General features: G+C 44.0%; 9 protein-coding genes and 1 pseudogene. 5 read left to right on the forward strand and 5 right to left on the reverse strand.

Annotated elements, in window-relative coordinates; all coding sequences use genetic code 11:
• Window positions 1-145, reverse strand: a 145-nt coding sequence (locus tag I1A59_RS08290; protein ID WP_196090939.1) for a transposase, incomplete at its 3' end; no start/stop codon positions are given.
• Window positions 146-400: 255 nt separating this feature from the next.
• Here I1A59_RS08290 and I1A59_RS08295 point away from each other — a divergent pair.
• Window positions 401-1,519 carry a carbohydrate kinase gene (locus I1A59_RS08295; protein ID WP_196092309.1) on the forward strand — a complete coding sequence of 373 codons (1,119 nt, stop codon included), beginning with the start codon at window positions 401-403 and terminating at the stop codon, window positions 1,517-1,519.
• Entirely contained in the window at window positions 1,503-2,420 is a 918-nt protein-coding gene (locus I1A59_RS08300; RefSeq protein ID WP_196092310.1) for a pseudouridine-5'-phosphate glycosidase, read from the forward strand. The genes I1A59_RS08295 and I1A59_RS08300 overlap by 17 nt, the downstream gene beginning before the upstream one ends.
• Window positions 2,421-2,498: 78 nt before the next feature.
• Here the strand turns inward: I1A59_RS08300 and I1A59_RS08305 are convergent, their stop codons facing one another.
• From I1A59_RS08305 to I1A59_RS08315, 3 genes are read right to left on the reverse strand one after another with little or no spacing between them, the layout of a single operon-like run.
• Window positions 2,499-3,818, reverse strand: coding sequence for an FAD-containing oxidoreductase (locus tag I1A59_RS08305; RefSeq protein ID WP_196092311.1), 1,320 nt, complete (start codon window positions 3,816-3,818; stop codon window positions 2,499-2,501).
• 50 nt (window positions 3,819-3,868) lie between these two features.
• A complete protein-coding gene (locus tag I1A59_RS08310) occupies window positions 3,869-4,054 on the reverse strand; it encodes a hypothetical protein (RefSeq protein ID WP_196092312.1) in 186 nt (61 codons plus the stop codon).
• A 53-nt stretch (window positions 4,055-4,107) separates the two neighbouring features.
• Window positions 4,108-5,127 carry a lactonase family protein gene (locus tag I1A59_RS08315; RefSeq protein WP_196092313.1) on the reverse strand — a complete coding sequence of 340 codons (1,020 nt, stop codon included), beginning with the start codon at window positions 5,125-5,127 and terminating at the stop codon, window positions 4,108-4,110.
• A gap of 159 nt (window positions 5,128-5,286) precedes the next feature.
• Here I1A59_RS08315 and I1A59_RS08320 point away from each other — a divergent pair, with 159 nt between their 5' ends.
• The 3 genes from I1A59_RS08320 (at window position 5,287) to I1A59_RS08330 (ending at window position 8,891) form a co-directional block, all read left to right on the forward strand.
• The gene (locus I1A59_RS08320; protein ID WP_196092314.1) at window positions 5,287-6,444 is read left to right on the forward strand and encodes an AI-2E family transporter; all 1,158 of its coding nucleotides are present in this window, start codon (window positions 5,287-5,289) and stop codon (window positions 6,442-6,444) included.
• Window positions 6,434-7,669: a tetratricopeptide repeat protein gene (locus I1A59_RS08325; RefSeq protein WP_196092315.1), complete on the forward strand. Its 1,236-nt coding sequence runs from the start codon at window positions 6,434-6,436 to the stop codon at window positions 7,667-7,669. Before I1A59_RS08320 ends, I1A59_RS08325 begins: the two co-directional genes overlap by 11 nt.
• Window positions 7,670-7,745: 76 nt before the next feature.
• Window positions 7,746-8,891 carry a hypothetical protein gene (locus tag I1A59_RS08330; protein ID WP_196092316.1) on the forward strand — a complete coding sequence of 382 codons (1,146 nt, stop codon included), beginning with the start codon at window positions 7,746-7,748 and terminating at the stop codon, window positions 8,889-8,891.
• 159 nt (window positions 8,892-9,050) lie between these two features.
• On the opposite strand, the pseudogene I1A59_RS09705 reads toward I1A59_RS08330, so the two are convergent.
• Window positions 9,051-9,222, reverse strand: a pseudogene (locus tag I1A59_RS09705) (IS4 family transposase); the annotation flags it as partial.

Here is a 9,222-nt window from a genome sequence, read left to right on the forward strand (position 1 = left end):
TAGACTGTCTAATCCATTTATCAAAGGTTGAGGGAGTCAAATCATACTGTTCGATAATTTCACTGCGTCTTTTACCTGCTCGATGAAGATCTACGATTTGTTGTTTGAATTCGTCACTGAAATGACGGCGGGTACGCCTAGCCATAATATTCTCCTTTTGATTCAATTTTAGAAGAGTTTATAATTTCTGTCTAGTTTAGTGTAACCCATCCAGTCCCTCTTTAACATATTCAAGGACACGTTTTCTAAAATCAATTCCGTATGCCATAAAAATAGTATACCACATACAGTTTATAATCTAAAAGAGTATATTTCTTGCTTTTTTGGAGGAGTTGGCGTATACTGAGGTTGTTGAAACAATTGTTTGGGTTTTGACAAGTGTTTAGAGAGGAGGTTTCTTGTGTTAACAGATCGTGAGCAAGAGGTGTTGGATTTGATTCGCCAGGATCCGTATCAGTCCCAGCAGGAGTTGGCAAAGCAGGTTGGCTATTCGCGTTCAACGGTGGCGAATCTCATTTCCAGTTTGGTGCAAAAGAATTATCTCCGTGGTCGGGCATATATCTTGGAGGAGTCCAAGTCGGTGGTCTGTATTGGTGGGATGAATTTGGATCGGAAGTTTTATGCCAGGGAAAAGCTGCAGATGGGGACCTCTAATCCAGTTGGTGCCAGTCTTTCGGTAGGAGGGGTTGGTCGGAATATTGCAGAGAATCTCGGGCGTTTAGAGGAGGATGTCCTCCTGCTTTCCTTGGTTGGGGATGACCATGATGGGGAGCAGCTAAAGGCTCTGACCCAGTCCTATGTCAATCTCAAGTATGTTGACAAGCAGAGTCATCATCCGACTAGTTCTTATGTGGCTATCCTGGATGAGGACGGTGACATGACCTTAGCGCTGGCTAATATGACGATTTGCGATGAGATGACCCCCTCTTGGTTGTCCAAAAATGAGAATCTATTGTTGGATGCCAAAGGAATTGTGGCGGATTTGAATCTGCCCAAGGAGAGTTTGGATTATCTCATTCAATTAGCGCGTGAGCACGGGTTGAAGCTAGCCTTGGTGCCCGTATCAGCGCCGAAGATGAAGCACCTACCTCAGGATTTAAATGGGGTTGAGTGGCTGATTGTGAATTTGGATGAATCTGAGGCTTATTTAGAGTTGAAGTTGAGCAAGAAGGTCACCAAAAAAGATCTGGCTCAGGCTTGGTTAGAGCATGGTTTGAAACAGGTTTTGATTACAGAAGGTGCGGAGAGCATGATCTATGCTCATGCGGATGGAACCTACCTTGAAGTTCAACCAGTTAAATTGGACCAGGTTGTGGATGCTACGGGTGCCGGTGATGCCCTGGCTTCGGGTGTTATTTACGGCTGGTTAAATGGAGCCTCCATCCAGGAAACCTTGCAATTGGGTTTAACCAATTCTTACTATACAATTGCCTCACAGGACACAGTTCGACCAACCTTGTCTAAGGAACGTCTTGCTAAAGAAAGAAAGGAACTTTTTACCAATGAAACAGTATCTTGATATTGCCCCTGAAGTTGCGGCAGCCCTAGAGGAAGGCCGACCAGTTGTAGCCCTTGAATCGACCATTATTTCTCACGGGATGCCTTACCCTCAAAATGTGGAGATGGCGCAAACAGTTGAAGCCATTATTCGTGAAGAAGGTGCTGTTCCTGCTACCATTGCGATTATGGACGGAAAATATAAAATTGGACTGAGCACGGAAGATTTGGAACGCTTGGCAACCGAAAAGGACGTAGCCAAGGTATCCCGGCGCGATTTAGCTCTGATTCTCGTCCAGAAAAAAATCGGAGCTACAACAGTAGCCACCACTATGATTGGGGCTCATTTAGCGGGTATTCCCTTCTTTGTAACAGGAGGGATCGGGGGAGTACACCGTGGCTACGAAGAAACCATGGATGTGTCCGCTGACCTAGAAGAGTTGGCTCAGACACCTGTAACAGTCATCTGTGCTGGAGCAAAATCAATCTTGGATCTGCCAAGAACCTTGGAGTATTTGGAAACCAAAGGTGTTCCAGTGCTCGGCTATCAAACAGAGGTTCTACCAGCCTTCTACACCAGCAAATCTCCTTACAAGCTCAATAGTCGGGTTGACTCCGTTCAAGAAATTGCCCACATGAATAAAGTCAGTCATAATCTTGGATTGACAGCCGGGACCCTTGTGGTGAACCCAATTCCAACTGAGCACGAATTGGAAGCGGACTACATCGATGGCATCATTGCTAAAGCCGTGGTAGAAGCAGAAGAAGCTGGTATTACTGGTAAAGACATGACACCATTCCTTCTTGGAAAAATTGTAGAATTGACGGGTGGTGAAAGTCTGAAAGCTAATATCCAACTGGTTTATAACAATGCCAAGGTTGGGGCACGGATTGCCAAGGCTTATAGTCAGCTAGACGCCTAATGTAGATTCCTAGTCTTGGGAAAAAGAGATAGAGAAATACCCCCGTGAGTTCCGAGCTCACGGGGGTATTTGGCTTGATTAGATATTGAACAAATCGTTTAGGTTCTCAGCCAGAGTTGGGTGGGTAAAGATTTGTTGGGCTAGGTAGGTGTATGGAATCTTATTATCCATAGCCATAGTGATGAGGTTGATGATTTCTTGGGCATTGTGGGAAAGGATGCTAACTCCAAGAATCTCTTTTGTTTCTGTATTCACAACAGCTTTAAAGGCTCCACGAAGGTCTCCGTCGACATGGGCACGAGGCATTCCGGCCACAGGCATTTCTTTGGCTTTATATGGAAGATTAGCAGCTTGAGCTTGAGCCTCTGTGAGTCCGACTTGAGCTAGAGTTGGGCTGATAAAGATAGCGTTTGGAATATTTTTGCGGTTTTCGAGGTTGTAGCTACCGTCACCTGCTAAGTAGTTGTAGACAATTCGGAAATCATCCAAGGAAATGTAGGTGAATTGTGGGCCACCATTGACATCTCCGACGGCAAAGACACCAGAGACTGTTGTTTGTAAATGTTGATCAACTTGGATAGCACCACGATCGGTCACTGCTATGCCCGTATTTTCCAAGCCAAGGTTCTGGATATTGGGTTTTCGACCTGTTGCATAGAGGAGGGCGTCAAACTCGAAATCTCCTTGGTTGGTGTTGAGAAGGACTTTACCCTCTTCTGTGTTGGAGATGTTTTGAGTTAGTACTCCGAGATGAATTTGAATGCCATCTTCTTCCAAGTAACCTTTAGCCATTTGAGCTAGGCTAGCCTCACTTCGTGGTAAGAAAGTATCAGCAGCGTCAAGGATGGTTACTTTGCTACCAAGGCGATTATAGAGACTCGCAAATTCCAAACCAATTGGACCGGCTCCTAGAACACCCAAGTTTTTTGGAAGTTCAGAAAGGGTTTGAATGCCAGTAGAATCATAGACGTTCTGGCTTTCGAGCAGGCCAGGGATTGGCAATTGATTGGAAACAGCACCAGTATTGATGACGATGATATCGGCAGTGACCTCTTGTTGGTCGGTTCCGGCTTGTAGTTGGACAACCTTGTCAGATACAAATCGAGCACGCGCATCAAAGAGTGTCACCCCAGCTCCGTCTAACATCGCATAATTTTTCTTATTGAGTCGACCAGTCACGGCATTTTTTTCTTCCATGACCTGACTGAAGGTTTGATTTTGTTCAGCAGCTCGGATCAGGGTTTTGGTTGGGATACAACCGATATTGATACAAGTTCCGCCATACATTGCGGGGTCCTGTTCTACGAGACCGACTTTTTTGCCCTGACTAGCCATCTTAGCGGCTAAAGTTTTTCCAGCTTTTCCAAAACCAATCACCAATAAATCAAAATGTAACATAGGTATCTCCTTATTAAAAAAGCACCAGTCTTAGGGCTGGTGCATGGGTATTAGAATAGGTTTTTCAACTTATCAACTGCACCGCTAATTCCTTCGGATCCTGAAACCAATGATTTGGCTTGGTCAAGGTAAGATCCAAGTTCATCTTTGTGTTCGTCGATGAAGCTTTTTGCGGCTTCAAAGTCTTTGTTATCAATCATGTCTTTGACTTTGTTAAATAGTTCAGTTGGATTCATAGGACTCTCCTTTGTTTTTCTATTAATAGAATAGCATAATTTTCTATGAAAGGCTATTCATAAGGATTGGAAGAAACAAAAACAGCTTCGGGAACGTAAAAGTCACTGTTTAGTAGGTCTAAACGGCCAGTCTCCCTATCCCGTTTAAAGACAGAAGCGTTATCCGATTCTTGGTGAACAACAATTAAGAAATTTTGATCACTGGAGAAATTGAAATCACGAGGGAAATCCCCCTGGCTAGAGATAATTTGAACTTGTTCCAAGTTGCCATCGGCTAGTACTTTGAAAACGGTGATGGAGTTATGACCGCGATTGGAAACATAAACAAAGTTACCGTCCTGACTCATGCGAATTGCAGCTACAGCATTGTCGCCCTGGTAATCGGTTGGTAAGGTTGTCTGGCTATGCAAGTAGTCGAAATCTCCAACTCCGTCATAGACCAGGGTTTCAACTGTTGAGTTGAGTTCGCAGGCGAGATAGGCCATTTTGAAGTAGGGGTGGAAGACCAAATGGCGAGGGCCGGCTCCTGCTTGTGCTTGGTATTGTGCGACAGCTGATAAATTGCCGGTATCTGAAACAGTGTAGGTTGTGACACGGTCTGCACCCAAATCACAGGTCACGAGATAGTTATCCGGTGTTAAATCTGAGAAGTGGACATGAGAGGAAGATTGATTGGGATGAGGCCCTGACCCTTCTTGGGTAACGACATCAGCAAGGGCTAATTGCCCATCTTCCTGAATATGATAGGATGTTACCTGTCCTTTATGGTAATTAGAACCATAGACCAATTGGCGTTGGTCATCGTAGGCTACATAGCAGAGTGAAGCACCATCTTCTAGCACATGATTCAGCAGATCTCCTTGTAAGGTATAGGCACCAATGCCTCCCTGTCCATCTTGAGCAGCAACGCTATAAAGCTTGCCTTTTGGACTAAAGGTTAAATAGGTAGGGCTGGTCTCCGTGGTTACCAGTTCCAAGTCTGAAAGTTGTCCGGTTTCAGTGTTTAGGTTGGCCTTGTAAATGCCTTGTGATTTGCGTTTGGTATAGGTACCGAAATAGAGGGTTTCAAACATAAGATTCTCCTTTTTTCTCCATTATATCATAGGCACCCCCTTCCTTTTAAAGTTTCCCATCTATTAAGAGTTTTGAAGGAGGGTGAGTTTCAGCCTTGATCCAGTTATTTATGGGAAAAAATGCTACAATGGTTAGAAACGTTAAAGAAGGAGCGCGACATGCAAGAAAAGGAACGTAACTTCCATTTATCCTGGTTTTTTAGGTGGTTTTTAGATAACAAGGCCATCACCGTCTTTTTAGTCTTTTTACTACTCTTTTTAAACATTTATCTCTTAACCAAGATTAGCTTTCTTTTTACCCCAGTCCTAGATTTTCTTCAGGTTTTGTCACTGCCACTCATTATGTCAGGGTTGATTTTTTACTTGCTCAACCCCTTGGTGGATTTTCTAGAGTCTAAGGGCCTCAAGCGGCTATGGGGGATTGTCATTGTTTTTGTGCTGATTTCAGCTCTTTTGGTTTGGGGTGTAGCCGTTTTGATTCCCAATCTTCGGAATCAATTTTTGGCTTTTGTCCAAAATTTCCCATCTTATCTGGATCAAGCCGAGGTGGTGCTCAATAAGTTAGTGGATCAACCGATTTTTGAGGAAGCCCGGCCTCAATTCATGGCCTTGAATAATGAAGTTTCAGAGCGGCTGACCGAGTTTGTGAGTCAGTATTCTCCACGCGCAGTTAACTGGGCTAGCAATTTTCTTACGGGGTTGTCCCAGTTTTTCGTGGCAATCTTAATCATGCCCTTTATTGTCTTCTATCTATTACGGGATGGTAAGGAACTCAATCCTTATTTGACCAAGTTTATGCCAACCAAATTTCGACCAACTTTTAGTCGCGTTTTAGCAGATGTTAATAAGCAGCTAGGGAACTATGTTCAAGGGCAGATTGCAGTGGCTTTTATCGTGGCTATCATGTTTATTATCTTTTTCAAGTTAATTGGCCTTAACTATGCGGTAACATTAGGGGTTACTGCTGGCTTTCTCAATTTAATTCCCTATTTGGGAAGCTTCTTGGCCATGATTCCAGCCTTGATTCTGGGCTTGATTGCTGGTCCTGCCATGTTGATTAAAGTCATCTTGGTCTTCATCATTGAGCAAACCATTGAAGGTCGTTTTGTGTCCCCTTTGATTTTGGGGAGTCAGCTCAATATTCACCCCCTAACCATTCTCTTTGTTCTGTTGACTTCAGGTAGTATGTTTGGGGTTTGGGGAGTTTTCTTAGGAGTACCTGTCTACGCCTCCCTCAAGGTGATCGTTGAAGCGTTCTTTACTTGGTATCAGGATGTATCTGGATTGTATGAGGAGGAGGAAAACCATGAATCCTAGTCAAATTCTCTTAGAGGCTTTAGAAAATCAAAATTTAGAGGCAGCGCAGGCTGCCTTTGATCTGCTATTGCAAGAATCTTCACCGGAACAACAATTTGAAATGGCCCTTTATCTTGAGGAAATGGGGTTTTACGATCAGGCTCAGCTTCTTTATGAGAAAGTGAAAGAAGCTTATCCGGAAGCTTTTTTAAGTCTGGCGCAAATGGCTAGTCAGGAAGGGCGGACCGAGGAAGCTTTTGCTTACCTGGAGGAGATTCCGAAGACCAGTGACTGGTATTTAGCCAGTCTTTTGGTCAAAGCAGACCTTTACCAAGCGGAGGGATTGACAGATGTTGCGCGTGAGAAGTTGATGGAGGCCCAGGAACTGAGCGATGATCCCATTATTGTGTTTGGGATTGCGGAATTAGAGTTTGAGCTAGGTAATTATCGGGCAGCTATTCAGGCTTATGCCAGTCTGGATAACCGGGAAATCTATGCCTTAACTGGAATCTCAACCTATCAGCGAATTGCCCTTAGCTATGCCAGTCTGGGGAAAATGGAAGCGGCCATTGAATTTTTAGAAAAAGCGATTGAATTGGAATACGATGATAAGAGCGTCCACGAATTGGCTCTTCTCTTATTAGAGACAGGTCGGGCGCAGCGGGCCTTGGATTATTTCCGCCAACTTGAGGCCTTGTCCCCTGACATGCTGGGATTTGAGTGGGGCTATGCACGGGCGCTCAAAGAGGAACATCAACTAGAGGAAGCCTTGCGAGTTGCCAAGGCGGGTCTGGCTAAAAATCCCTTCGATGACCACTTGCTCTTGCTAGCTTCCCAACTATCTTACGAACTCCACGAAACACAGGAAGCCAAGGCTTATCTATTGGAAGCCAAGGAAGTGGCTGAAGACTTAGAAGAGATCTATTTGCGCCTCAGTAATCTTTATCTGGAAGAGGAAGCCTATGCAGACTTGGTAGCACAGATTCCAGCGGATGTAGACTCCGTTTTGACCAAATGGAACCTAGCTAAGGCACTCTTGGCATTGGAAGAGGATGAGCGGGCTCTTGCGATTTACCAAGACTTGGCCGGAGACCTCAAGGCTAACCCAGAATTCCTAGAAGAGTACGCTTATATTCTAAGGCAAATGGGGCAGACAGTTGAAGCAGCGCAAGCGGCGAAAGCTGTGCTAGACTTGGTTCCAGACCATGCGGACATGCAAGAATTTTTAAACGGATTGGATGCATAAAAGGGGCTTGGATTTCTAGCGAGCACCTAGAAAGTGTGCTATAATCAAAATAATGTAATGCTAACAAGGAGCCGTAATGAACAAAGCCATTATCGTGGTTGCCAAAACCAACCAAATTCAAGAATTGGAGACCTTGATTAAGTCCATTGTCTTACACAACCAGAACCTCCACCTCTATATTGCACATGATGGTATCGCCAAGGAATGGTTTGTTAAAATTCGCAAGCGTCTGAACCGTAATGCTGTGGATTTAACCTCTGTTCGCTTACCAGTGGCTGATGATCAAGTGGAGTTTAGCCCATTTCGTTATATCCTGGATCACTACGTGGAAGAAGAAAATGTCCTCCTTCTGTCACCGGATATGATTGTGACTGCTGACCTGGATCCTGTCTTTAAGAAAGATATGGGAAGTATCCTTAGTATTTCCAGCGTTCAAAGCCAGGATGTAGTGGAAGCAGGATCAGATAATCGGGTTAAGGTGGTTAGTCACCATGTACCAAAATCAGTCAATTTCAAAAACTCGCTCTTGGAGGAAAAAGTATCCAGTAAAATGGATGTTTCCTTACTAATGAAAGGCAAGAAACGCAAGGGGGCCGAATCCCTAGCTGTGGTTGAAATGGAAAAAGGTCCCCTTTATCCCATCATTATTCATTTTGATACTGCTTTTAAGCCCTGGTCCGAATTGCGGAGGGTCCCTTACCAAGCTGTTTGGTGGTATTATACCAATTTGGATTGGGATGAGTTGTCCCTTACGAGCCCCTTTCTCTTAGAAAATCAAGTGAATAGCCTTTTCCAATATGACTATGTCGGCTGGGTTTATACCTACTCAGATGAGTTGCTGCATCTGGAGACCCTGGCTCGGGAATTGCCGAATATTGGCTTTATTGTTGCGGCTCCAACAGAGGGAACTGCTAATCTGATGAATCTGTTGGTTTACCCCAACATTACCCTGGCACCAGGTGTGGCCAGAGACAGCCTGCTTTATGAGGAAATTGCGCGAGAGTCTGATTTTTATCTGGATATCAATCGCTATGTGGAAGTGGGGACGGTAGTCGCGGATATGGCGACTGCTGGTAAACCCATCTTAGCCTTCGAGGAAACCAGGCACGGAGACCATGGTCAAAAAGTTTTTTCGCCTAAGGATCTCTTCTTGATGATTGAAACGATTCGCCATTTGGAAGTGGATAGCTTACTTTCTTCTATAGGTATCCATAACCCATAATTTGATTCGAAAAAAGGTTGACCTTCGGGCCCAATGTCATTAAGTTAAGACCTAGAATTTAAAATAAGACCACATTTGAAAGCTCATAATTACATCAGACTTTCAAATGTGGTCTTTTTGTGTACACCAAATAAAGGTTTTTGTGACCTTTTTTAAAAATTATGATACTCTATAGGTGAAACTTACTACTGATTGATTTTTCAGTCGCCTTTCAAACGTCCGACCTGGACGAATGATTGATAAATGTCTTTCTATGTAAGTTTTCAACTTAGAAGAAGTGAGCCTGTTTTTCAGAAATTGTTTACAGGCATAAACAGCATCAGAAAAGCAG

Origin of the sequence: Streptococcus sp. NLN76, assembly GCF_015686645.1 — a bacterium.
In the GTDB taxonomy this organism is placed as follows: Bacteria; Bacillota; Bacilli; order Lactobacillales; family Streptococcaceae; genus Streptococcus.